23 protein-coding genes are annotated in these 24,296 nt (G+C 46.2%); 13 read left to right on the forward strand and 10 right to left on the reverse strand.

Translation table 11 applies throughout. The annotated features are described in order from the left end of the window. The first annotated feature begins 139 nt into the window (after positions 1 to 139). The 5 genes from D9A03_RS10315 (at position 140) to D9A03_RS20200 (ending at position 2,211) form a co-directional block, all read left to right on the forward strand. On the forward strand, positions 140 to 853 hold the full coding sequence (locus tag D9A03_RS10315; RefSeq protein ID WP_120497104.1) for an autoinducer binding domain-containing protein: 714 nt from the start codon (positions 140 to 142) through the stop codon (positions 851 to 853). A gap of 168 nt (positions 854 to 1,021) precedes the next feature. Then, positions 1,022 to 1,222, forward strand: coding sequence for a hypothetical protein (locus tag D9A03_RS10320; protein ID WP_120497105.1), 201 nt, complete (start codon positions 1,022 to 1,024; stop codon positions 1,220 to 1,222). Between the two features lie 153 nt (positions 1,223 to 1,375). Then, positions 1,376 to 1,609, forward strand: a complete 234-nt coding sequence (locus D9A03_RS10325; protein WP_120497106.1) for a type II toxin-antitoxin system ParD family antitoxin — start codon at positions 1,376 to 1,378, stop codon at positions 1,607 to 1,609. 21 nt (positions 1,610 to 1,630) lie between these two features. Continuing rightward, complete coding sequence (locus tag D9A03_RS20280; RefSeq protein WP_120497107.1) at positions 1,631 to 1,912, forward strand: type II toxin-antitoxin system RelE/ParE family toxin; 282 nt, start codon at positions 1,631 to 1,633, stop codon at positions 1,910 to 1,912. 173 nt (positions 1,913 to 2,085) lie between these two features. Further along, positions 2,086 to 2,211: a hypothetical protein gene (locus tag D9A03_RS20200; RefSeq protein ID WP_256386292.1), complete on the forward strand. Its 126-nt coding sequence runs from the start codon at positions 2,086 to 2,088 to the stop codon at positions 2,209 to 2,211. Here D9A03_RS20200 and D9A03_RS10335 read toward each other — a convergent pair. The 6 genes from D9A03_RS10335 to D9A03_RS10360 form a co-directional block, all read right to left on the reverse strand. Continuing rightward, a complete protein-coding gene (locus D9A03_RS10335; protein WP_120497108.1) occupies positions 2,195 to 4,681 on the reverse strand; it encodes an FAD-dependent oxidoreductase in 2,487 nt (828 codons plus the stop codon). The genes D9A03_RS20200 and D9A03_RS10335 overlap by 17 nt on opposite strands. A 117-nt stretch (positions 4,682 to 4,798) precedes the next feature. Further along, positions 4,799 to 5,398, reverse strand: coding sequence for a helix-turn-helix domain-containing protein (locus tag D9A03_RS10340; RefSeq protein ID WP_120497109.1), 600 nt, complete (start codon positions 5,396 to 5,398; stop codon positions 4,799 to 4,801). 350 nt (positions 5,399 to 5,748) lie between these two features. Further along, the gene (locus D9A03_RS10345) at positions 5,749 to 6,546 is read right to left on the reverse strand and encodes an aspartate/glutamate racemase family protein (protein WP_120497110.1); all 798 of its coding nucleotides are present in this window, start codon (positions 6,544 to 6,546) and stop codon (positions 5,749 to 5,751) included. Positions 6,547 to 6,591: 45 nt separating this feature from the next. Further along, entirely contained in the window at positions 6,592 to 7,833 is a 1,242-nt protein-coding gene (locus D9A03_RS10350) for an FAD-binding oxidoreductase (protein WP_120497111.1), read from the reverse strand. A gap of 52 nt (positions 7,834 to 7,885) precedes the next feature. Continuing rightward, complete coding sequence (locus tag D9A03_RS10355; RefSeq protein ID WP_120497112.1) at positions 7,886 to 10,108, reverse strand: TRAP transporter permease; 2,223 nt, start codon at positions 10,106 to 10,108, stop codon at positions 7,886 to 7,888. A 109-nt stretch (positions 10,109 to 10,217) separates the two neighbouring features. Next, entirely contained in the window at positions 10,218 to 11,228 is a 1,011-nt protein-coding gene (locus tag D9A03_RS10360; RefSeq protein WP_047765878.1) for a TAXI family TRAP transporter solute-binding subunit, read from the reverse strand. Positions 11,229 to 11,379: 151 nt separating this feature from the next. Here D9A03_RS10360 and D9A03_RS10365 point away from each other — a divergent pair, with 151 nt between their 5' ends. Next, positions 11,380 to 12,012: a LysR family transcriptional regulator gene (locus D9A03_RS10365; protein ID WP_120497667.1), complete on the forward strand. Its 633-nt coding sequence runs from the start codon at positions 11,380 to 11,382 to the stop codon at positions 12,010 to 12,012. Positions 12,013 to 12,036: 24 nt separating this feature from the next. On the opposite strand, the gene aqpZ is transcribed toward D9A03_RS10365, so the two are convergent. Then, positions 12,037 to 12,723 (reverse strand): aquaporin Z, encoded by a 687-nt coding sequence (aqpZ, locus tag D9A03_RS10370; RefSeq protein ID WP_162938078.1) that lies wholly within the window; start codon positions 12,721 to 12,723, stop codon positions 12,037 to 12,039. Positions 12,724 to 13,019: 296 nt separating this feature from the next. Here aqpZ and D9A03_RS10375 point away from each other — a divergent pair, with 296 nt between their 5' ends. Further along, positions 13,020 to 15,029 (forward strand): bifunctional UDP-sugar hydrolase/5'-nucleotidase, encoded by a 2,010-nt coding sequence (locus D9A03_RS10375; protein ID WP_216825441.1) that lies wholly within the window; start codon positions 13,020 to 13,022, stop codon positions 15,027 to 15,029. 231 nt (positions 15,030 to 15,260) lie between these two features. Here the strand turns inward: D9A03_RS10375 and D9A03_RS10380 are convergent, their stop codons facing one another. Beyond that, entirely contained in the window at positions 15,261 to 15,767 is a 507-nt protein-coding gene (locus tag D9A03_RS10380) for a MarR family winged helix-turn-helix transcriptional regulator (protein WP_120497114.1), read from the reverse strand. Positions 15,768 to 15,805: 38 nt separating this feature from the next. Between D9A03_RS10380 and D9A03_RS10385 the strand changes: the two genes are divergently transcribed. The 4 genes from D9A03_RS10385 (at position 15,806) to D9A03_RS10405 (ending at position 20,393) form a co-directional block, all read left to right on the forward strand. Next, positions 15,806 to 16,225, forward strand: a complete 420-nt coding sequence (locus tag D9A03_RS10385; RefSeq protein WP_120497115.1) for a DoxX family protein — start codon at positions 15,806 to 15,808, stop codon at positions 16,223 to 16,225. Between the two features lie 464 nt (positions 16,226 to 16,689). After that, positions 16,690 to 17,769, forward strand: a complete 1,080-nt coding sequence (ada, locus tag D9A03_RS10395; protein WP_120497117.1) for a bifunctional DNA-binding transcriptional regulator/O6-methylguanine-DNA methyltransferase Ada — start codon at positions 16,690 to 16,692, stop codon at positions 17,767 to 17,769. Further along, a complete protein-coding gene (locus D9A03_RS10400) occupies positions 17,766 to 18,521 on the forward strand; it encodes a 2OG-Fe(II) oxygenase (protein ID WP_254055022.1) in 756 nt (251 codons plus the stop codon). Before ada ends, D9A03_RS10400 begins: the two co-directional genes overlap by 4 nt. Positions 18,522 to 18,683: 162 nt before the next feature. Beyond that, positions 18,684 to 20,393 carry a methyl-accepting chemotaxis protein gene (locus D9A03_RS10405; protein ID WP_120497118.1) on the forward strand — a complete coding sequence of 570 codons (1,710 nt, stop codon included), beginning with the start codon at positions 18,684 to 18,686 and terminating at the stop codon, positions 20,391 to 20,393. A 30-nt stretch (positions 20,394 to 20,423) separates the two neighbouring features. On the opposite strand, the gene murI is transcribed toward D9A03_RS10405, so the two are convergent. Then, positions 20,424 to 21,368 carry a glutamate racemase gene (gene murI / locus D9A03_RS10410; protein WP_120497119.1) on the reverse strand — a complete coding sequence of 315 codons (945 nt, stop codon included), beginning with the start codon at positions 21,366 to 21,368 and terminating at the stop codon, positions 20,424 to 20,426. Further along, entirely contained in the window at positions 21,355 to 21,756 is a 402-nt protein-coding gene (locus D9A03_RS10415) for a hypothetical protein (protein WP_120497120.1), read from the reverse strand. The genes murI and D9A03_RS10415 overlap by 14 nt, the downstream gene beginning before the upstream one ends. 211 nt (positions 21,757 to 21,967) lie before the next feature. Between D9A03_RS10415 and D9A03_RS10420 the strand changes: the two genes are divergently transcribed. Further along, positions 21,968 to 23,038: an ankyrin repeat domain-containing protein gene (locus tag D9A03_RS10420; protein WP_162938079.1), complete on the forward strand. Its 1,071-nt coding sequence runs from the start codon at positions 21,968 to 21,970 to the stop codon at positions 23,036 to 23,038. 363 nt (positions 23,039 to 23,401) lie between these two features. Further along, positions 23,402 to 24,109, forward strand: a complete 708-nt coding sequence (locus tag D9A03_RS10425) for a GcrA family cell cycle regulator (RefSeq protein WP_120497122.1) — start codon at positions 23,402 to 23,404, stop codon at positions 24,107 to 24,109. The last annotated feature ends 187 nt before the right edge of the window (positions 24,110 to 24,296 follow it).

Here is a 24,296-nt window from a genome sequence, read left to right on the forward strand (position 1 = left end):
TAAGCTAATTTTAAATCGGGGGCAGGATACTGTTTGCTGTAAGGGTTGCTAGCTAATCCCCTAAATCGGATATATTTTATTGGACGTTTCACCCTGAATTGCTAGGGTGAAACGTTCTTTTCGTTGATTGGATAGGGCCATGAAATACTCTGAGTTAGTGTTGTCATTGAAAGAAATAAAACAATGCGAAACAACTGATGATTTGCAGAGTGTTCTTACTAAAGTTATTCACAGATTAGATTTTCAGCAGTTTGTTTATGTCCTCTTTACCAAGAATTGTGTGGCGATTGAGGTATCGATCTATACCTATAGTGAAGAATGGAAAGCTATTTATTTTGAAAAAAGATACGATCAAATAGATCCCGTTTTTGTCGAAGCATTCAATAGAAATGCTACTTTTTTCTGGTCAGCTTGCATGCCAGAGTTTACGGGGAAGTATCAGGATTTTTTTGATGAAGCGACAAAATATGGTGTTTTTAACGGAATAACAGTTCCTCTCAAATCGGTTGCAAAAGCAAAGGCGATTTTGACAATGGCTGCAGCAAAAACAGATGAAAATAAAAATGTCAGGGAAGCATCGCCAGAAAAAATCGCTTGTGCGACAGCTATTGCTGAATGTTTTCACCAAGTAGCGATACATGTTTCCAAAGAGGGAAATCTGACATTAAAGCTTCGGCAAAAACAAGCTTTGACGCTTGCCTCCTATGGAATGTCATCAAAGGAGATTGCTGCAACGTTGGATAAATCTGAAGCCTATATCAATGAATTGATTACAGGTGTTTTGCATAAGTTAGGTACTCAATCACGGACAGCTGCTGTTCGAAGAGCACTAGAACTTGGTTTGCTCGATTGATAATTAGTTCACCCTTAATTCCTAGGGTTTATCTGATTTTCACTTTCTATAGTATGTACACTTATTGGTTGTTAGTTATAAGTATGAACTTCGCAGGGGTGTATTGGTAACATGGCAACTTTAGTATTTAGAGAAACCCCGATACGACTTAAGTGAAAGTGCGTACAAATGGTCACAAAGCTAAAGTGTAGTCGAGCATTGTTACAGGCTCTTGATGCTGTAACCGCTATGGAGCAAGCGGGGCAGCAAGCCAAGCGCAGTAGTTCACACAAAAATTCTGGTAATGTTATTGGCTCGCATAACAATAAAGAATTGAGACATAACGAATTTTTTGATCTACCAGTGATTAATTCGAAAAAGTTACAATAGACTTATTTAGCTATTATTTTCCTCACTTCTTATTATGTTCCTCAGTATCTGGATCGTCGTTTAAGTAAAAAACTATGGATCGTTAATCATTGTTGAAATTGACAAATGACAAAGATTGCCATTAAATAATGTTTCTTTTAGAGGAGTTTTGGTATGGCGACGATGAATGTGTCCCTTCCGGATCAGATGAAGAGCTGGGTTGAGGATAATGTGCAATCCGGGCGCTATGCTAATGCGTCTGATTATGTGCGAGATCTTATTCGGCAAGATCATTTGCGATTGGAAAAGCTTCGTGAAGCCTTAATCGAAGGTGAGAAATCGGGGGCTTCTTCCGCCTTGGATTTAGAAGCATTTCTGGTCGATAAAAATAAATCACTGACACTATGAAGGGGGCATTCGCCCTTACAGATTGTATTCACACCGCTTGCAAAAAGAGACCTCAGTGATATTTGGAATTACACCAACAATCAATGGGGAGCCAAGCAGGCTGATAACTATGTCAGAGAACTTTATGCTGCGATAGAAAGGCACAGAGAAGAGCCTTTCTTGGCTAAGGATATTTCTGATGTCCGTAGTGGCTATCGGAAATTTTTATCTGGATCTCACGTAACTTTCTTTCAACAAGATAAGAGGGTTATCAACGTTATCCGGATACTGCATAAGTCGATGGATTTTGACCGACATTTGTAAATTGAGCGCTATCCGAACGATTAACTGCGGATGATCCTCTGTATATCCATTATTCAAAAAATACCGCAACACTCTATGAAGAATGCTGCGGTAGAGTTGGTTCCTTATTTGACAGAACCGGGTTAATCCACAGTGTACGGTCTAATGGCTTGGGAGAGCTTGAGGGGCGTACAGTGGTTTTATACGGGCTTGTGTGTGCCCGCTTGGCAGGTGGTGTCGAGCGGGGAAGGCCCGCAGCCGATGACTGGCTGGTACAATCGGCTGGAGCTTATTCCCGGACCTTCACCCGTCTGCTTTAGGCCGTTCTGACTTCGGGTCGTAAAGTGGCTTCAGGGACAAGGTGGCTTCAAAGCGTTCACAAGCGATTTCGACCGAGAAATTATCTTCTTTTACCCAGTCAACTGTGACGCCGTTTTCATCGTGGACATAACCAAGACCGATCGTACAGCCCAGCGTATGACTGTAACGACCAGATGTAATCTTGCCGACAATCCTGTCACCTTTGTAGATCGGTTCGTTGTGGTACATCATCGGCGGTTCACCATTCGCGGTTTTGGCATCCTTGAGCTGGAGGGCAACCATCCGTTTGGTAAGTGGTCTTCCCTTCTGTTCCAGCAAAGCTTCGCGGCCAATGAAGCCATCTGGCTTGTCCCAGGCAAGCGCAAAGCCAAGACCTGCTTCCAACGGGGTATCCTCGTCAGAAATTTCGTGGCTCCAGTGACGGAAGCCTTTTTCCAAGCGCAAGGTATCCACCGCGTGCATGCCGCCAAGGGTGAGGTCCATATCCTTGCCTGCTTCCATCAGAGTATCAAAGACATGAACGGCATATTCGGATGGCACATAAAGTTCCCACCCCAATTCACCCACATAGGTGATGCGTCCGGCTTTGATCTTGGCATAGCCCATCTCGATTTCCTGACAGGTGCCAAAGGGGAAGGCTGCGTTGGAAAGGTCGGCAGGGGTTACCTTTTTCAATAGCTCACGGCTGTTTGGCCCCATAACAGCAAAGAGCGCATAGCCGGATGTGACATCTGTTGCAAAGCAATGGTCATCTTCTGAAATATGGCTGTTGAGGAAATGGAAATCACGGGTCTGTGTGCCGCCTGATGACAGCACCATAAAGCTGTTTTCTGCCAGACGGGTTACGGTCAGATCTGCTTCGATGCCACCGCGTTTGTTCAACCATTGCGTATAGACCATCTTGCCAACCGGGACGTCAATGTTGGCCCCTGAAATCCGGTTGAGGATTTTCACAGCGTCCTTACCCTGCACCATGTATTTCCCGAAAGAGCTCATATCAAAAAGAGCAACGTTTTCACGGGCCGCTTTACATTCTGCGCCGCAGTAATCATGCCAGTTCTGCGGCCCATAGGAGTATTCATATTTTGGTTCAACACCTTCGGGGGCAAACCAGTTTGCGCGTTCCCAGCCAGCCATCTGCCCAAAACAGGCGTTGGCTTTTTCAAGGCGATCATGAATGGGGGAACGTTTGATATCGCGACAGGTAACGGGTTGTTTTTCCGGCCAATGCATTTCATAGAGCAGGCCAAGAGCCTCTGTTGTGCGATCAAAAAGATATTTGTCACCACCCTGGAAGGGCTGAACACGGCGGATATCAACATCCCACAGATCAACCGGACAATGGCCTTTGGCAATCCAGTTGGCGAGCATCATGCCTGCGCCACCGGCGGATTGGATACCCGTCGAGTTAAAACCAGCAGCAACGTAGAAATTTTTCATCTCGGGTGCTTCGCCAAGGTAGAAACGGTTGTCGGGTGTAAAGCTTTCCGGACCGTTAAAGAAGGTATGAATGCCAGCACTTTCCAACAGAGGAATACGCGCCATGGCATTTTCCAGTGCCGGGGTGAACTGATCCCAGTTTTCAGGCAATTCATCAAAACAGAAATTATCAGGAATACCTTTGTGGCCCCATGGCACTGCATTTGGCTCAAAGCAACCTATCAGCAGCTTGCCCGCATCTTCCTTGTAGTAATTATAGCCATCCGGATCGCGGAGTGTGGGTAGTTTTGGCAGGCCTTCGATGGCCTCGGTCACGATGTAATAGTGTTCGGCTGCATGAAGGGGGACATTCACACCGACTTTTTTCGCCACTTCGCGCGCCCACATACCGCCGCAGTTCACAACGATTTCAGCACGAACGTCACCCTGATCGGTGAGAACGCCTGTCACTTTACCTCCATCCGGGCCGGGTTCTGTTATGATGTCTTCGACCTTGATGCCTTCGATAATCGTGGCACCACCCTGGCGAGCACCCTTTGCGAGGGCCTGTGTTGTATCAATCGGGTTTGTCTGTCCATCCCCCGGAAGATAAACACCACCGACAAGGTTACTGACATCAGCAATAGGATAGTGTTCCAGAATTTGTTCCGGTGTGATGACATCAACTTCCAGACCAAAGTTGCGGGCCATAGATGCGCCACGTTTGAGTTCTTCAAATCGACCTTCGGTCTGGGCAACAGAGACTGAGCCAGTGTGAACCAGCCCGGTTTCCTGTCCGGTTTCTGCTGCAAGGTTCTTGTATAGATCAGCAGTGTATTTTGCCATTTTGGTCAGGTTTTCCGTTGCACGGAGTTGACCAACCAAACCCGCAGCATGCCAGGTCGTACCACAGGTAAGTTGTTTTCTTTCCAGCAGCAGAACATCTTTCCATCCGAGTTTGGTCAAATGATAGGCCACTGAGCAGCCGATTACACCGCCGCCAATAATTACAACCTGTGCCTGTTCGGGAAGAGCTTTTTTATTCGCCATCTTACTAATTCCATACAAGAGGGGGCTCAGTACAAGAGGAGTGGGCCCCGGGGCATTGTTTTATTTTGTTGGGGGTAGTCTTGAACGTAGCCCCCAACGAGTATCGATCACAGATCGTTAGTAGTGGGGCGGAGAGAGTATCCAGAGGACTTCTGCCTCTTCCGCGCCATTGTTATAGGTTTTGTGCGGATCTCCGGGATTGATGCGAAAGCTGTCACCAACACCGAGTTCATAGGTGTCTTCCCCGATTTCAACCGCGATGGTTCCTTTTATGACGTGTCCGGAAACTTCAACCTTTTCCCGGGTAATCTGTTCTTCACCTGTTGCTGATCCCGGCTCAAAACGCCCCATAATCAATTCGACGTCACCGCTAAGATCGGGGGACATCAGCTCTTCGACCATGCCGGATCCGGTAAAGCTGAGGCGACGACGACTGCCTGCACGCACAACATGAGCCTTCTCGGTTGGATCTGCGTCATTTTCACCGTGGAAAAACCATGAATTTGAGATTTCAAGTGCTGCAGAGATTTTGTTGAGAATGGGAATGGAAACCGCAGAGATACCGCGCTCGATCTGACTGACGTAGCCAACAGATTTACCGATTTTTTCAGCCAGTGTTGTCACCGACATGCGTTTGGCCTTGCGCAGATCCCGGATCTGCCCACCAACGGTGACTGACTCTTCTTCCAACTCGTTCTCTACTTTGGGTCGCGCCATAACTTACCAAACTCTTCTAACCTGTTTGCATAATAGAGGCAGAATTAAATGAAAAAAGATAGCAAAAATTTCATTTTAATGAAAAAAATATGTGAATTTCATATGATTTCATAATGGTGTTTTAAGTTTTATTCTTTTGAAAATATTACATAAAATTATGTTTTTGGCTTTTTATGCGAAATGAAAAAAAAGCCCGAAAGACATGAAAATCCTTCGGGCCGTGAAAATGCTTTGGAGTCAGCGCACAGCGTTTTAATCCTGTTTTGATTCTGGCAAGTAGGCATGTCAGGTGAAAACAGATGCTCCAAAGCGGGGAAGAGGTTTGTTCGGGAACCTCTTCAAACTCGAGATCAATTTGAAAAACGATCCTTGTAGCGTAGAGGCGTTGTGGCATTGTGCGCCATGGTCGCAAGGGTTGTCAGGTCGAATACGGGCAATCCCGTTTCCCTTTGAATTCGATGGGCGTAAGGCGGCATATCAGTACATTCCAGAACCAGTGACTTGGTATCGGGCGCCCGTGCCAGCAGTTTTCGGGCAGCATCGAGAACTTCATCTTCTATTCTTTGCAGATCCATATCAGTACGTTGGTTTTTTAGAATGACAGTCGAGAATTCAGGTTGATCCTCCATACCCTGTATTTCCACAGGAATATCGGCAGCTCCTACCGCCGCAAAGTGGGCAGGGGTAAGTCCCTTACTATTGGCGGTGAGCACACCCACCGGGGCTTTGCAGCCTGTCATATTCCAAACCAATGGGATCTGGATCAGGCTGGAAGCAAAGACCGGTACATCCACTGCTGCGGCGAGTTCTTTTTGATAGAGCGCTGAAAAACCGCAGCTACTCGTAATGGCCCGCGCGCCTTCGCGTACCAAATCCTTAGCCGCCGTAATAAAGCGATCTCGTAAGGCAGCATCCGGAGCATTAATAAGTTTTTGCACCGTGGCGCCTTTAATCGTGTGATAGAGCACAGGGAAGGATAAGCCTGCCGGATTTTTGATATGGCCAGATGGCTTGGGGAAATAACTTTCAAGGCAGATAACCCCGATGGAAACACCATAGATATTCCGATCACCACGTGTTCTATTACCTAAAGTTGGATGCCCGATATTATTGGCCTTTTGTCTCGTGTTTTTTGGTATCTGTGGCATGTTAATTCACTATTCAAATTTTGTGTTTACTTATTTTATTATGCTTTATTTTCTGGTGAAACGTTCAGGCTTAAAGGCAGACAAGTCTGTGTTGATTGGATTGTTCATAACGATATCAGCGACAAGTGCGCCAGTTTTGGGGGCCATCATTAATCCGTAATGACTGTGCCCAAATGCGGCGTATAGATTTTTGGAACCAGAAAATTCTCCGATACAGGGCAAGCTATCAGGCAAAGAAGGGCGGGTTCCCATCCACGTTTCCGGGGGTGTTTCAGGCAAATTCGGAACCATCTGTCTCGCTAAATTTCCCATACGATTCGCACGGAATTTTGTGGGTGGTTTTTCCAAATCAGCGAATTCAGCCTGTCCGGCGACACGCAAACCATCATTCATTGAAGAGGCCACGCATTTGTAATCTACATCCATGATAGAGTGCGTCAGGGCTACACCCGGATCTTTGAACATGGCGTGATATCCACGTTCATACTGCAAAGGAATGTCGTACCCAAGAGGCTTTAGTAATTCTGTCGACCATGCTCCGGCAGCAATGACAACATTGTCCGTAACAATCTGTTCCTCTGTTGTTTTCACGCGCCACTGATCACCTGTTTGTCGGAGGTCAAGCACATTTGATCTTGTGATCGCCCCCCCCATAGAGAGAAATTTATTGGCAAGGATTTCGCCAATTAAGCCGGGTGAAGTTGCTCTTGCCTGTCCTTTTATCAGGATTGCAGCTTTGTAATTATGGGTAAGAGCAGGTTCCAGTTTTTGTAATGCTGAGGCATCAACTCGCTCAAGATCAGCCCCTTTTTCTTGCCTGATTTTATATTCCAAACTGGAAAGATCTGCGGCGTTGGCATTGCGATAGGCGTGGACATAGTAACTATCTTGAATGAGATGTTCGTATCCTGTGTCTTTGAGGTGTGTGCGATAACGCTGGATATTGTCTTGATTAAGAAGTTCCATCGCCTCGACGGCGGCATGAACATGTGGTGGCTTGGCTTGGGAAAGAAATTTTAATGCCCAAGGAATGAGCTTGGGTAGATGCGAGAAGTCAACTGATACAGGGCCATTGGGATCCAATAGCCATTTGGGTATGTTTTTCCAAACGCCCGGCATTGATTGTGGGATGATAGACCAGGGCGAGATAACTCCCGCATTTCCGTATGAGGTTCCTTGTCCCGGGGCATCACGATCAATCAGTTGTACCTTGGCCCCGGCTTCGATCAGGGACAAGCTGGTACATATGCCGACAATGCCGGCACCTATAACTGTTATTTCTTTCATCTTTTACGATCTTTACTTAGGCCAGATATCTATGATCAAAAGCTTATTGATTTTAGGCATTTACTAACGGGCTTTGCTCTCGTTGATTCCATTGCTGAATGAGCACTGGAATAACAATGACGAGAGACAAAAGATCACTATTTAAACTAGGTGCAACCATCAACAACCCGGCAACCGCCATCAGGAGACGCCAAATTCCTGTGAGGTGGGTAAGGAAGTAACCAGAAACGGATGTGGCTATGGCAAAAATACCCATAGCACAGGTTATTGTGACCTGAAGGAATGATGACAGACTATAATACTCTGGCAGGACAATCAGCATCGTCGGTGCATAGACAAAGACCATCGGGACCATAAGCTTGCCAAGACCAAGGGTGAAAGCACTGATGCCAGTTCTAAAGGGGTTTGCCCCTGCAATACCCGCCGCCGCATAGGCAGAAGCGCAAACAGGTGGCGTAATTTCAGAGATCACCCCGTAATAAAGCACGAACATATGTGTGGCGAGAGGTGGCACACCCAATTGAGAGAGAGCAGGCTGTGCCACTGAAACGAGCATGATGTAGAGGGCTGTTGTCGGTAATCCTGCACCCATCAGAATGCAGGCAATAGCAATAAGAACAAGCGACAAGAATTGTTGTATGGATGCTTGAGTAAAGGCATCGACAGGAATCCAACCCAGAATGGCATGGAGGGTTTCAGCCATTTCTGCAGCACCACCGGTAACCATAAAGCCTAATCTAAACCCAACCCCGGTTGTGTTTATGACCCCGACAACAATACCAACGGCTGCTGAAGCAGCACCCACTGCCAAGGCGTATTGAACGCCAACATGAAGACTGTCAAAAAGTGACCTGAAGCTATGACGTTCTCCTTTGTGGATCATCCCGATAATAATACAGGCAGCTAAAACACCAGCCATAACAGGTGAGAAACCTTCTCCACTGAGGGCAGACGCTTTCCAGAACACAAAGGCAAGCAAAGCCAGTGGCAAAATCAGGGTGAGAGGTTTTCTAAAGCTTGAAAAGCCGACTGTAATACAAAGACTAAGGCCAATAAATGCGGCCATATTCGGGGAGTAACCGGAAAAAAGAACAACCAAAAGAGCAATAAGGGGGATGATTGTATGCCAGCCTTCTTTCCAAACTCTTATGAGAATAGGGAGTTCCTCTTTGGTGTAGGTCTTGAGGTTGAGCTTTTTAGCGGTGAAATGGACAATAGACATCACGCCGATATAGTGCATCAGGGCCGGAATAATGGCGGCAATAACGATCGTCGTGTAGGGAACTTCCAGATATTCAGCCATCAAGAAACTTGCTGCGCCCATAATCGGGGGCGTTATCTGTCCACCCGCACTGGCTGCTGCCTCAACACCACCAGCAAAATGGCCCGGATAGCCCATCTTTTTCATGTTGGGAATTGTGAGAGAACCCGTGGAGACAGTATTGGCAATGGAAGAGCCGGATATCGTGCCAAAAAAGGCAGATGAAACGACGGAAACTTTCGCAGGGCCACCCGTGTAGCGACCAGCAGCGATCATGGCATTATCGACAAAGAATTGACCAAGTCCCATCCGTTGGGCAACGACACCAAATAACACGAAGTGAAATACGACAGTTGAAACGACCCAGAGCGTAACCCCGAAAATACCTTCGAATGGGAAGTACATGTTGTTTACGAACTGATACCAGTCCACACCGGGGTGTTGTAATATTTGTACAGGCATTTGAGGGCCAAAAATCGCGTAGATCATAAAGATCATAATAATAAGAGGCAGAACAAAACCGATTGTTCTTCGAGCGATTTCAAGAACGGCTAGGATAAGTACCGAGCCAAAGAAAACATCAAGTCCAGTGGGGTTTCCCTGACGTAACATCTGGCTGGGAACTTCATACCCGATGAGTGAAACACCTTGCCAGCTCACCCACAAAAATAGTGATGCGGCAATCGCGAGTATCATGAAGATCCAGTCATAGAGAGGAACGTTGGCAGGTTTAATGAAACCTATCGGATTGTATTCTAGTCGTGTTTGATTTTTGATGATTGGAAAACCAATGAAAATAAACAGAAACAAACCCGATAGATGCAGACCCATATGAACATAATCCACAGGCGTTCCAAAACCAGCTGTCCATAAATGATAAAGGGCAAAGGCAACTGTCGCCCAATAGATGCATTTTGTTAAAAGCGGCCCGTTTTCTCTGGTGTTGAGAGAAGTATCATATTTTCTCTCAATGGCATCCAGAGCTTTCTGGTCGAGTTCGGATTGTAACGACATGTTTCACCCAAGTCTTCTACAGCAGAGATTTGTTTATGTTTATTTATTGAAATTGGTCGTTAAACAGGGAGCAAGGTTGTTTGCTCCCTGTTACAAGATCAGTTTGATTTTACTTGATCATACCGACTTCTTTATAGAAACGTTCCGCGCCGGGGTGCAGAGGCACACCGATACCTTCGACACCATCGAGTGCCGTTTCAAGGGTAATGGCTTTACCTTTGGCGTGACCGTTGTCCAAAAGTTTGCGGGCAGTATCTGACCACATTGCTTTTGTGATCTGATAGATCAGTTCTTCATCCTGATTGGCGTTGGTTACAAGAATACCTGATACAGCAACAGTATTTACGTCATAGGTAACGCCGGGGTAGGTACCCGCAGGGATTTTTGACGGAATGTAATAAGGCACTGTTTTGTTCGCCTGTTTTACTTCTTCGTCAGTGAAGGAATAAAGCTCCATCCCTTTGGTGTTATCCAGCTGGATCATTGCAGCAACCGGCGTTCCTGCAGCGTAGAAATAAGCATCTAGCTGCCCATCAGCAACACGTTCTGCACTTTGAGAATTGTTAAGCTCTGCTTCTTCGATATTATCGCGATTAACGCCATAATCCCCGATAATCAGTTCAACCGCGATCTGTGTGCCTGATCCTGCCTGTGCAATACCAACGCGTTTACCTTTTAGATCTCCGATACCATCAAGTGATCCGCCTTTGGGCATCACAAGGTGAAGATCTTCGGGGTAAAGATTGGCAATGATACGAAGGTCCGGTTTGGCGTTTCCTTCGTATTTGCCAATACCTTTATAGGCAAAGTGCAGGGTTGCCGCGCCGGAAAGACCGGCTTCCATCTGTCCGGCCTGAATAGCGTTTACGTTATGAGCCGATGCATTTGTTGATTGAGCCATGGCGACAAGGCCCGGAACGCCACAGTTACCGCCTTCGCCGCAAGCACGTGAACCTGGTGGGTTGGATATGGCGTTGGCAATGATGCCTCCAATTGGGAAGTAGGTCCCACCAGCACCGCCGGTCCCAATTCTAAAGAACTTCATTTCTTGCGCGGATGCAGCACCTGCGAGCATAGAACAGGCAAGAAGAGCACCTGTAATCTTGGTTAAACGTTTCATTGTATTTCTCCACTGTTGTCATCAGTTCGATTGAATCGAAGCTTGTTTTTATGTGTTTTGGAAATAACGAGAATCACAGTGACAAGAATTATTCATAAATACAAATTTGAAATATCTTGGTTTTGATAAAAATAATTTATATATATTTCATATGAATTTAAAAAACCTGGCTATTTTCCGCGAAGTAATGCGGACGGGATCTGTTTCTCAGGCGGCCCGTAATCTGAATAGAACCCAACCAGCTTTGAGCGCGGGTTTGAAAGCGCTGGAGGATGAGTTGGGAATTTCCTTGTTCGAACGTCGGAGCCGTCGACTTATTCCTGTTCCCGAAGCGCATTATTTAATGTCTGAAGCGACTGATATTTTGTCCCGGTTACAGACAACTGAACAAAATATGCGCTCTATTCGTGATTTTGAAAAAGGCGTTCTTAGAATTGTAGCGATGCCGGGGCCGTCAGCGTTTTTACTTCCCAAAGTTATCAGTCAGTTCACAGGGGAGCAGGAAAATATCAGAGTGACCCTGACAACAAGGAGTTCACCACAAGTTCACAAGATGGTCGCAACGCAGAGTTTTGATCTGGGTATTGCTGATATCAGTGGCACAGATCACGAGGATGACTTGTTGAACGGTGGTGTCATGAAGGGAAACTGTTTGTGTGCTTTGCACAGGGATGATGATCTTGCAAAGGCCTTCATGTCCAAGTGGAATGATGAAGTTCACAGGATTATTAATTACTTCGAAACCTCGAATATTGATAAGACTGATAATACAGAAAGGCCCTAGAGCCATTCTGTACCTCGCAATATTTTAAGATTTGAACCAGCGATAGCTGAAACCAGCGACGAGTGCGCCAAGAAGTGGGGCAATCCAGAATAGCCAAAGCTGTTCAAGTGCCCATCCGCCAACAAAAAGAGCAGGGCCTGTGCTACGGGCAGGATTTACCGAGGTGTTCGTGACAGGGATAGAGATCAGGTGAATGAGGACAAGCGCGAGGCCAATAGCCAAGGGTGCAAAGCCCGCTGGTGCCTTTTCATCGGTGACACCCAAAATGATGAAGAGAAAGAAGAAGGTTAGAAGGACTTCAATAAGGAGGCCACTCATCATAGAATATCCCATCGGCGAATGTTCCCCGTATCCATTCGAGGCAAAGCCACCAGTTACAGAAAAATCCGGGACACTGCTTGCAATCACATAGAGTAATCCGGCTGCAATAAAGGCACCAGCGAGTTGGGCAATCCAATAGGGAATGATTTGTCCTGCAGCGAATTTGCCCCCCGCCCACAGGCCAAGAGTAACAGCAGGATTAAAATGCCCGCCGGATATATGGCCAACAGCATAAGCCATTGTAACAACGGTAAGACCAAAGGCGAGAGAAACACCGACAAAACCAATGCCAAGATCAGGAATACCTGCCGCGAGGACAGCCGATCCACAGCCACCGAAAACCAACCAGAAGGTGCCAAGGAACTCGGCACTATATGCTTTTATACTCATTTTGAAACCTTTCCCGTTCAGCAGGCCAAATTGATGTCATACGTGCCCGGAGTTTTGAGCATCATATCCAGCCTCTGAAGTTTATGTGTCGATGACGCACCAAATAATATCACGCCTCTGATGAAAAGATGCTGCGTAATGATACTTAGTCTTCATCAGGGGAGGGGTGAAAGTTGTTTTGAAAGATTACTTTCACTGAGAAATCACGGCAGGGTCATATCTTGGTAATAGGCAGGGAGCAGGATGATGAGATCCTATCTTCTTATTCTTCTTCTTGGCGAAAGTGATTTTTTGTTATGAGTAATGTTAAATTGGGGATGACCCGCCGTCGGTTGCTTCTTGGGGGTGTGGTTGCGGCATCTGCTGTTGGTTTTTCTCCCTTTTTAACGATGCGTAGTAATGCGTCACCACTGGCTGGGGAACTGCAATTGGTTCCTGCTACACCCAATCCTTTGGGATCGATAGAAAAACTGTTTTTGCTCAAGGGAGACCCATTGAGCGGTGCAATTAAACAGATTGTCACTGAAGAAGGTAGCCCGGTTCCATCACCAACACTTACTGCTGGTGAACGGCGGGTTCTACGAATTCTTCATTTTAATGACATGCATAATCATATTACCGAAATGCATGGGAAAAAAGGAGATACCTATCGTTTTTCCCAGATTGTAAAGCGGGTAAAGGCTGCACGTGCGTCGGCTGCTGAAAACGAGGCCGTGCTTTTTGTATCTGCCGGGGATGACCACACGGGATCAATCTTTGATGAACTTATGGGGTGGAACGTAGATGAGTTCGTCGCTGATGCAGGCTATAGAACCTATTCTGCAGCAGGTCTGGACATTGCGGCCATTGGTAATCACGAATTTGATCGCGGTGCGGAACTTTTGAAAAAAGCGGTACAAACCGATGCACGTTTTCCATTGTTATCCGCGAATGTGCATTCTTCTCAACATTTAAAGCGAGATGAAGATTATGTCGCGGCGGTGATTGCCGAAATCAAAGGCCTGCGGGTTGGCTTGGTTGGACTGACAACCAACATCGATACTCGTGTTGGACAACCGGATGACAAAACGCTGGCCGTCGATCGTCCTTTGAAGGCGATCGAGAACATTTTGCCTGCAGTTGCTGAAATTTCTGATGTTGTCGTGATTCTTTCACACTGTGGCTATGGGGTTGGTAAACATACATCCGGGAAGGCTGCGACAGTACGTGATGTTGGAGAGGGGGATTTTGCAATCGCCGGACTTGCCAGCAAGTTGACAGACAAGCCCGTTGTCGTCGTCGGGGGACATACGCACACGCGTCTTAATGAAGAGAAGATGGATGAAAACAATCTAATTGACGGTGTATTGATTACGCAGGCAGAAGCACATGGCAAGTATCTGGGGGATATTGCCATGTCTATTGCGGCAGAGAACGGTCGCAAAGACTGGTATAGCTCGGTTTCTCTACATCCGATTAAACCCGGGGATAAACGTGTTGCTGTTGATGATCCAAAATTTCCGTCACTGCAAAACGAAGACGACTATGATGCAGAGTTTGAAAAGCAGCATATAACACCGCTAATCAAGGCGCTGGATAGTAAACTAGCAGAAGTAATTGGTAGAGTTGAAAGTACTGATCTGATACGTAAGGAGATGATTGCATCGCGCTATGTCGGGGAAAATAAGCTTGCGAACTATATGAATGATGCTGTGCTGGCAAGATCTGAAAGCTTCGCCGGGGGGCAGGTTGACTTTGCACAATTTAACGCAACAGGTATTTCAACGGGTGTAGAACACGGTCCCCTCAGCTTCAAGAACTGGTATGATGTTATGCCCTACGCGGATGCCATTCACATCGCCAGCCTTAACGGACAACAGATAAATGAGATGCTGCAATCTAATGCCAAAAGGTTATTGCGTCAGGAAGAAGTTGAAAACACCAATCTTGATGGATTTGTATCGCGTGGTTTTCTGCATTTTTCTTCCGGCATTCGTTATGAAATTGATCCCGGAGCATCAGCACGTGATGCGAGGGCTGTGAACATCACCTTGAAAGGCGAGCCTATCGAGAAGTGCTTGGAAAAAAGCTATACGATGGTCGTGAATACCTATCTTGCACTCGGAGGCTTTGGTGAAAATTGGAACGGTAAGACAATTGGCGGTGGCGTTCCTGAGGGAATTCCAAGTTTTGATATGCGCAAACTGGACTACGACCACACAGGATTGATCTATCGAAATGAAGTTATTGCTCACATTCGCAACAGTCAGATTATTTCACCTGAAACAGGTGCCAGACTGGACGGGCGGCTTGTTGTTTTGGGGTAGGATACTATTGGCTACCTGGCTCAATTCTTTCCTGCGTTTTCCCAAAAATGTACTATCGCCTATGCAGAGAAATATACATTTCCTTTAGCCTTTAGCAAAAATCAAGTTAAACACCTATATCGGTTCAATTTGATTTTTGATGCTGTGTGTTTCAGAGCAAGGTCACCTAACGGGCTGGCCTTGCTGCTGGCTTGAAAAGTGTGATCAAGTTAACGCGCTTTTTGCCTGTGACTAGTGGTCGGGTACATTGATCTTGATTAGAAGTTTTGAAAGCGTTCCAAGATCATTTTCTGACAGTCCGGAACCTATAATATCTTGGATTGCTTTTGCGTAGATTGGCCACATCCTTAATCTTGTATCTCGTCCCTTTTTTGTGATGACTATCCGATGTCCCCGACCATCTTCTTCACAGGGTATACGTTGTAGATAGCCATTTTTTTCGATGCGATCCAACAAGCGAGACAATCCATACTGCGGAAGCAGCAGGTTACGTTCAATTTCGAAAGGACGGAGGCCATTGTTACCAGCTTTATCCAGCTCTAACAGGATATCATACCATGAAAGTCGGGGAAGCTGTTCGGCCTTGAGTGCATTTTCTGTATAGGCCAAAGCTTTTTTCTGGATGCGGAATATTCGCCCCCAGATTTTCATGATTTCTTGTGTTGGTATATGCGTCATCTGACAACAATGACAGGTAGCTGCAATTGCATCAAGTTTGACATATATATGCATTTGCATTAATGTACATGCAAATGCATATATGTGGAGGTATCGCAATGACTCAGGATAATTTGACGGAACTTACTACTTTTGTACTTCGAGTAGCGCTTGGCATCATGTATTTAGCGCATGGCGTTGTTTTGAAGTTTTACATTTTCGGATTGGCAGCAGCGGCTGATTTTTTTGAAACAATTGGTTTTCCCGGCTGGACTGTCTACGCCGTTTTCACTGCTGAATTAATCGGTGGTCTTATGCTGGTGTTGGGAATTCAGGCGCGATGGGTTGCACTGGCCTTGCTTCCCATTCTTCTTGGGGCAACATGGGTACATGCTGGTAATGGATGGGTTTTCTCTTATCCTAATGGTGGTTGGGAATATCCAGTTTATTTAATTTTGCTGTCTTTCGCACAGTTCACACTTGGTGACGGTCGTTTTGCGTTAAGCAAATCCAAAGTTCTACCAAACATGATTTCGTAATTATAGAACCCTTAAGACTATGTTTTGTTAATGCAGGCGCTGTCTTGAATCAACAGGTTGTACTAGTTACAAAATTTGCGTCATTTGAAGCCGGAAATAATGTTACGCTTGCTATTCTTTCGCGGTGTGCCGCAGGTCTGTTGCTATGGTTTGTAACGAACCCTTCCTTTGTTGGAAGCAATAGAACGTTCCATGAGTATCTGCGCCACCGGGGAGAATACTGTTTACCCACAAATCCTTCGGAGCCGTATTTTGTTGCGAGACGTTCATCACGCCATTGATTCCGGATTTTAGAGCTGCATAGGGTGCCATATCCAGCATATCAATGGTGTGCTCGACAAAAGTGGAGGTGAAAAAACAAAAATTCAAAAGCAAGAACCAGAGTTTGGATAGATGATCTTTGAGATAGCTTTTAGAAACTGACGAAATGTTGTGTTACAAGTTGGATGACAGGAGCAAAAGAGATGGCAAATGTTATGGGTGCCTCACCAGAATTTTTAACGGATGATGAGCGTTATCAGGCGATTGTAGATCGTAATACTGCGGCTGATGATGTTTTTTATTATGCTGTCTTGACGACAGGAGTTTACTGCCGTCCTTCCTGTGCTGCGCGTTTGGCATTGCGAGAAAATGTCAGCTTTCACAGCAGCTGTGAAGAGGCTGAAAAAGCAGGATATCGTGCTTGTAAACGGTGCCGTCCCAATGAAATGAAAAAGGAAGAACGTCAGGCTCTTGCAATTGAAAAAGCCTGCCGCCTGATCGAAGAAGCCGAGGACGCACCGGATCTTGATACCTTGGCAGAAGCTGTTGGCATGAGCCGTTTTTATTTCCACCGTACCTTTAAGGCGATCACAGGCGTCACACCAAAAGCCTACAGCAATGCACATCGGGATGATCGGGTACGTAAAGGGTTGAACAAAAGCGAGACGGTGACAGAAGCCATTTATAATGCCGGCTTTAATTCCAATGGTCGCTTCTATGCCAACACTGAAAAGTTGTTGGGGATGAAGCCAACGAGCTATCGCAAAGGGGGCAAGGATACTGAAATTCATTTTGCCCTTGGGGAATGTTCGCTGGGATCAATCCTTGTTGCTGCAAGTGAAAAGGGAATTTGTTCCATTATTCTTGGCGATGATCCCGAGATCATGTTGCAGGATCTGCAAGATCGTTTTTCCAATGCAATCCTGAAGGGTGGTGACACGGAATTTGAAAAATGGGTGGCACAGGTGGTCGGGTTTGTCGATGACCCCGCAATTGGTCTTGATCTGCCGTTGGATATTCGGGGCACAGCCTTTCAACAGCGCGTCTGGAAAGCTTTGGTTGATATTCCGGTGGGAAGCCGATTGAGCTATGCGGAAGTGGCAGAGAAAATTGGCTCACCTAAGGCGGTTCGGGCTGTGGCCTCGGCTTGTGCGGCAAACCATATTGCCGTTGCCATTCCTTGTCATCGCGTTGTCCGTAGTGATGGTGCTTTGTCCGGCTATCGCTGGGGCGTAGAACGCAAGCAAAAGTTATTGGATTGTGAAGCGGTTGCAGCCCAATGAAAATTCTTGAAAATATGGATGTGGCAGAGAGCTTCAGTGATCAATTTTTGGGTTATCGGGGGTTCTGTGCGATATCTGAGGTCAAGATGGCGCAAGACTTGGATAAAAAAGGTTACGCCATCCTCAAGGGAGCAATTTCTGAGCGCGATTGTCATGTTCTGGCTGCCGGTTATGACGCAGAAGATCCTTATCGCTCTCGGGTGGTTATGTCCCGACATGGTTTTGGACAGGGAGAATATAAATATTTTGATTATCCTCTCCCGGATCTCATTGCTCGTTTGCGAAGGGAATTTTATGAGCCCTTGGCTAAAATTGGAAACAGGTGGAATGGGTTGATGAAAATAGATCAACGCTTTCCCGGAACGCATCAAGAGTATCTCGATATTTGCCACGACGCAGGACAAAGCAAGGCTACGCCTTTGTTATTGCAATACGGAGTTGGGGATTATAACTGTCTGCATCAGGACGTATACGGTGAGTTCATCTTTCCCTTGCAAGTTGCTTGCCTGCTTTCCAAGCCCGAACAGGATTTTACCGGGGGTGAGTTTGTTCTCACAGAACAGCGACCCCGTATGCAGTCGCGTGTAGAGGTTGTTCCTCTTGATCAAGGTGATGCCGTTATTTTTCCTGTTCGTCATCGCCCTAAACATGGAACACGTGGAACTTATCGGGTGAATATACGACATGGTGTTAGTGAAATCAGGTCCGGCAAGCGCCACACCCTCGGTCTGATTTTCCACGATGCGCAATAATATTTGCGATAGCTATTTAAGCCAAAGGTCTAAGGCTTTGATAGGAAAATTTATCCTCGGCAAACGTTTTATTAACTTAAATACGGGACCTTATTATCTGCGATTTTGAGAAGTACAGGCATTACAGGATGCCTTAAAAAAAACAGGGGGTGTTATCGCCGAATGGAGAAAATTGCGACTAGTGAGAACACGGATAATTTAACGCTGGCTGAACGGCGGGCTTATGCTGCCCGTCGCGATCTTCATACACTTGGAGATGCTCTGCAGGGAGAGTTTGAAGGAACAATGTCCCAGGTCAAATTGGCGGGGGACGCGATGCAGGATGCAAGTATGGCAACGCGGAATGCGTTGGATAGTGTCAGTACCCAGGCTAGCCAACTGGAAAATGACGCTAATACCGCAACACAAAATGTTGATGCTGTTGCAGCTGCAACGGAAGAAATGAATGCTTCTGTTGCGTTGGTGGGCGAACATGTAGCCAAAACTGCGGAAAGTGCGAAGGGTGCTGCAAAAGAAGCCAAAGGAGCAACTGATACTATCCAGATCCTTGCGCAGGCTTCCGAACGGATTGGGGATGTTGTCAAACTGATTGAAGGTATAGCCGGGCAAACCAATCTTTTAGCTCTGAATGCGACAATCGAAGCTGCCCGGGCAGGGGATGCCGGGAAAGGATTTGCCGTTGTTGCCAGTGAAGTGAAAAGCCTTGCGCAACAAACTGCGGAAGCAACAAAAGACATAACTGATCAGATTAGTGAAATTCAGTCGGTGACAGGGCAAGTGGTCGAGGTGATTTCGAACATTTCTTCTGTTATCAATTCTGTCGAAGATTTTTCTTCGGAAGTATCTGATCGTGTTCAGGAACAAGTCTCTGCAATTAATGAAATCGGCAAGAATGCACAGCAAGCTGCCGTTAGCACGCGCCAGGTAACAGATTCTATGTCGAAAGTTGTTGCAGAAGTGAACGATGTTTGCAGTTTGACAGGAACGCAGGAAAGCAGTGCAAATCAGATGCGGGATCTTCTTGAGGCGCTTAATCTTCGTTTAGAGACTGCAGTTAAGGAAACACACTCGGATGGCGGAGAACAACTCGAACGTATCCCGTATGATCTATATGGTATTGTGGCTTATGAAGGAACCCGTCAGCCCGTAACATTGCGAGATTTTACAACAGAAGGTGTTTTATTATGCAGACTCGATATGATTTTGGAAGAGGGGAATTCTGTTGATATTGAGTTACGCCCCTATGGAATGCTTCATGGTGTTGTGCAGGACGCTCATGTTTCAGGAATTAAAGTCTCTTTTAATCAAGAGTCTAGTGAAATCGCGAAAACATGTTTGGAAGGGGTGATTGCAATTGACCAGCCCTTTATTGCAAAGGGAATAAGTGTAGCGGAAGATATTGGCCGACGCTTTGAAAAGGGGGTCGATGCGGGTGAAATATCATTGGATGATTTGTTTGACCGAGACTATCAAGCTGTTGAAAACAGCAATCCACAACAACACACGACAAGGTATCTGGACTTCACTGATCGCGTCTTGCCCGAAGCTCAAGAACCTGTTCTTGATTTTCATGAGAAGGTTGCTTTTTGTGCGGCAGTTGATGTTAACGGATATCTGCCAACCCATAACTTGATTTATAATAATCCGCAAAGACCAGATGATCCTGTCTGGAATGCGGGTAATTGTCGAAATCGGCGAATTTTCACAGATAGGACAGGGGCGTCTGCCGGAGCGAATGTACTCGAATACCTGTTGCAAAGTTATTTACGGGATATGGGCGGAGGGAACTTTGTTTTAATGAAAGATCTAAGTACCCCAATCATGGTTAAAGGAAAGCAGTGGGGTAATTTGCGCATGGGCTATGCACCCTGAATAATCAAGCCTTATTCCGCTATCATTTATTTACAAGGCTTTTATCCATTGGGCCTCATGGTTGGTAGCTGCCGATGTTTGTGATCGGAAAATAGCGGTTGTCTTTTTGACATACTCTGGGTCCCCGGAAGTGAAGTATTGCGTTTTGCCTTGTTGTTTTGTTGTTTTGTTTGTCAGCTTGGGGTGTCTTTTTAGGTAATCTGCTAGACTGTCAGCACAGATAGAGGGTTGGCAGAGAATGGGAACACCTTGGCCCATGATATTGCCGATGATTTTGTCAGCAGCCTTCTCAAACGCTTTTTTAAGCAAGGGATAGTGCGTACAACCCAGCATGATCCAGTTGGGGATTTTATTGTTTTCCTCAACCAGTTGGCTTACATAATCTTCGACTAATGCATCTGTTATTGCTGAGTCTATTTTCGTTTCCAGCGCAGGAACCAGTTCCGGACAGGCTTGTTGGATGACGTTAAGCTGTGGCGCACGTTTGCCAATTTCAACAAGATAGGTCTTGCTTTTCACCGTAGCTTCGGTAGCAAAGATACCCACAGTTCCCTGTAGATATTGTTGGGGGTGTTGTTCCCACTTAATCCAGGGGCGGTCCGTGATAGTTTCAACCATGGGAACAAGCACGCCGAGGATACGTTTGTTGGGGGCATAGGAAGGCAACCATTCCTGTTGCAACTTTCGCAGGGCAATGGCTGATGCTGTGTTGCAGGCCAGAATGACAAGGTTGCATCCCTGATCGAACAGGAATCGAACTGCTTGTCGGGTCATTTCATAAACTTCCGGCCCGGTTTTCTCACCGTAAGGTGCCCGCTGATGATCCCCGAAATAGAGGAAATCATGCATTGGTAAAGTGGTTTGTAGCGCCTGTAATATGGTAAGGCCTCCCGACCCGGAATCAAAAACGCCGATAGAACCAGATAGATTTATTGTATCGAATTGTTTTGGTATGGATGTGTCAGCTTTGAGCATTTTTACAGCTATAAACACCACTTATGGCAGCAATTTGACGATGATGGTAGCTCAGTTGAAATTCTGCATCCGGTACTATTTCCACAGGGCTTTTCGCAGCTTCCTGAAGCAAAAGAGCACAGAAGCTTTTCAGGTTTCCGTCCAGAGTCTCTTGTGAGAGAGCATTGTCGTCAGAAGCGCCAGTGATGAGAAAGCGTACTTCGCGATCTGAAAGGATTTCAACCTGTCCAATCCCTTTGTCTTTAAGCGATCCGTAATTGCTTACCGCAGCACGGATAAACTGCCGCTGATCAGGAGCAGTTTTTTCTTCGGGTAATATATAAAATAATGAGAGCGATAGAAGAGCAATAACTGCTAAGCTGCTGATGATCCACTTGTTTGTTCGCATGGTTGCTTTGCACTCAATTCCTGTGTAAAAAAATAGAAGTATTTGGTTATGTACTTTTTATGTACTGCCGTACTATATAGGCCCGATTATCCCGCGGGTCATCTAAATTTGTAGGAATTGATTTCGGGGTAGAGTGCGACCTGAGTTGGGGGATCCCGGTAACACCCCTGTTACAGGGATGTTGTTTGCGAAATATATCACGGTGTTGTTAATGCGAAAGCCAATTTTCGGCCTGTTGCCGTTTGTCGGTACTATTGCCCTTATGGTTCTCTTTGTACTTGTCCTGGGGGGGATAAATCCTAGAGTTGCCTTTGCTGATTTTACAGAGGGAAAAAAGGCGTTTGATGCTGAAGACTATTCAACTGCTTTTCGCTATTGGCACACCAGTGCGGATCAAGGTGAAGCGAAGTCGCAATTGGAGTTAGCGCGCCTTTATCGTGATGGCAAAGGTACAAATGAAGACAAGATTGTTGCCTCGCTTTATTTTACCTTGGCTGCCCAACAGCAAATAAAAGTCGCAGCCAAAGAACAACAGGATCTCGTCGAGGGACTATCGGAAGAAGAACTGGTCCTGGCGCAGAAGCTTGTTGCGAGTTGGGAGCCGGTTGATGCGAAATCCAGCCCTGAAAAAACTGAACTGAATAGCCAGGAAAAGGAAGCGTTACGCTGGTTTAAAGCGGCAGAAAAAGGAACCGTCAAAACAATTAAAGAAATGATCTCGGGCGGGATTGATCTCAATAAAAGAGATAAAGACGGCTGGACGGCCCTTATGTTGGCTGCTCTTAACAATCATAAAGTGACATCCAAGATTTTGATTGAGGCAGGCGCTGACCTTAATATTGCTGATCCTTTGGGGATGACGGCATTGATGGCTGCGTCTGTGGCCGGAAACAAACTGCTGGTCGAGTTTATGGTTAAATCCGGTGCCGATATCGAACAGGAAGATACGGTCGGTGAAACGGCTGAATATATGGCTGAACAGGCCGGGCACGTGACGATCGCTCGCTACTTCTCGACACTGGAATTACCTGAAGAGCAGATTAAAGAGGCACAAGAACTTTTGATTGCTCTTGGTTATTTAGAGGGAAGTGCTGATGGCAAGACAGGGCCAAAAACGTCTGAAGCCATAAAGAAATTTCAAAAGTCCAGTGGACAGAAACAAACCGGGCTTGTTCGTAAGCTGTTATTAGAAACTCTTGAAGATAAAGTAACAAATAGGCCATTGCTTCCGGTTGAGAAAACAGAAAGCCCGTTTGAGGCCGCTTCAGTAACGGCGGAGTGATAAATCGTACTGCCAAGGAAATTTGCTTTTTTCATAATGAGAGAGTACTTCTGGTCTGGCCTGTATCGCTGAACAGTTAAAGGATCCAACTCTTTTATTGACAAGAGTGGCTTAGATGTTTAGCTCCTCACAGCGTTTGAAGCGGGAAGATATCTCATCGTCAAAAAATGTGGGAAGTTTGGGAACTTTTGCCAGATTTTTGGTGTTATTGGTGATGTATCGAAAGATATTTCAAATCAGAGACTCGACTCGAGTTACCTAAATCTATAAGGTAGCCCGTCATTCGCGGTAGCTGGGTATCTTGATAGGTGTTTTGGTTTTCGCTTCATATTTGATTTTAATTTACACTTTAAGGCAGTCTAGATGAACTGGACGGAAGAGCGTATTGAGCTTCTGAAAAAACTATGGGCAGAAGGCCATAGTGCTTCACAAATAGGAAAAATGCTGGGCGTTTCTAAAAACGCTGTGGTTGGTAAAGCGCACCGGATGAAACTGGCGGCGAGACCTTCACCTATTAAACGAAGTGCGAAAAGTGACGGTACGAAAAAAGATGCTCCGGCTAAAAAAGCAGCTCCTAAAGCTGCTAAGCCAGCAGCACCTGCGGCACCAAAACCAGCAGCCAAACCTGCTGCTGCGCCTGTCGCAGCGAAGCCAGTTGCTGCACATGTTCCGCCGAAACCAAAAGCGCCAGTGGCACCGGCTGCTCGTGTTGCTACACCGAGGCCTGTGACGCCTGCAGCTCAACCGACGCCTGAGGAAATTAAAGCTGCTTCACTGCCTGCAAAAGCACGTCGTAAAGCCAGCATGGATGCAGCTGATCGCAAACTTTTCAGTGGTGCAATGGAAAAGCGCAGAGGGCCAAAGTGTCTTTGGCCTCATGGTGATCCCGGGGATGCGGATTTCCATTTCTGTGGTGCACCGGCGGTTCCGGGGAAACCATATTGCGCTGAACATTGTGCTCGTGCTTACATTACCAAGAGCAGCCGTAACAGCAGTAATTCAGGTAACGAGCAGGAAAGCAGTGAAAGTGAGGCAGTCAAGCCAGGCGAAGCGGGTAGCAAACAAGCTTAAGTCGTATTTTTACATGTAATGCAAAGGGTGCCTTTGGTGCCCTTTTTGTTTGTGCTTGTATGCCTGAGAGCCAGCTTAATATAGCTATCGTGAACACGTGGCTTGTTAGCAGTACGTAAAAATCCCAATACTGCCAGACTTTCGCCAGAATTATATGTTTATATAGGTGATATAAAGGTCTGTGAGT

This window comes from Kiloniella sp. EL199, from assembly GCF_900313065.1.
Taxonomy (GTDB): Bacteria; Pseudomonadota; Alphaproteobacteria; order Kiloniellales; family Kiloniellaceae; genus Kiloniella.